This window comes from Methylobacterium sp. CCH5-D2 (assembly GCF_001556475.1).
In the GTDB taxonomy this organism is placed as follows: Bacteria; Pseudomonadota; Alphaproteobacteria; order Rhizobiales; family Beijerinckiaceae; genus Methylobacterium; species Methylobacterium hispanicum.
In genome coordinates this window covers 1-732 of sequence record NZ_LSIX01000573.1, presented here as the reverse complement: position 1 = coordinate 732, position 732 = coordinate 1, and the positions used below count along the sequence as shown (strand labels likewise).

1 protein-coding gene is annotated in these 732 nt (G+C 74.7%); it reads right to left on the bottom strand.

The genetic code is table 11. The features are described from left to right. Positions 1–689, bottom strand: a 689-nt coding sequence (locus AX737_RS14615; RefSeq protein WP_066922460.1) for an ABC transporter ATP-binding protein, incomplete at its 3' end; no start/stop codon positions are given. Between the last annotated feature and the right edge of the window lie 43 nt (positions 690–732).

Below are 732 nucleotides of genomic sequence, written 5' to 3'. Positions count from 1 at the left end.
AGGTTCTGGGGGGTCAGCACGGCGGCGGTCGGCCCCCAGGCCACGGGCTCGCGGGCGATGAGCAGGGTGCGGGGGAAGTGCGCGCGCACCTGCGCGAAATCGTGCAGCGCCGCCACCACCGTGCGCCCCTGCGCGTGCCAGCGTCCGATCAGCCCGACGAGGTCGTCCACCGTGCGGGCGTCGATGCCCGTGAAGGGCTCGTCGAGCAGGATCACGGCGGCGTCCTGCAGGATCAGCCGGGCGAAGAGCACGCGCTGGAACTGCCCGCCCGACAGGGTGCCGATGGCGCGCTCCTCGAAGCCCGACAGGCCGACGGAGCCCAGCGCGTCGAGCACCGCGCCGCGGCTGCGCCCGAGGCTGCGCCACGCGCCCGCCCGCCGCCACAGACCCATGCTGGCGAGGTCGAGCACGCTCAGCGGGAAGCTGCGGTCGATCTCGTCGGCCTGCGGCAGGTAGGCCAGCGCCTCGCGCGGCACGCCGCGCAGGATCGCGCCGTCGAGGCAGGGGATCTCGCCGACGAGCCCCTTCAGGAGCGTCGACTTGCCGGCCCCGTTCGGCCCCACCACCGCCAGCATGTCACCCGCGGGAATCGTGCCGTCGAGATGGTGCACGGCCGGGTGCCGGTCGTAGCCGAGGGTGAGGCCGGCGAGGCGGATGGCGCCCGGCAGGACTTGGAGCGGCGCGTTCACGCGGTCGCCCACAGGATGGCGAGCCAGAGCGGCAGGACGAGGC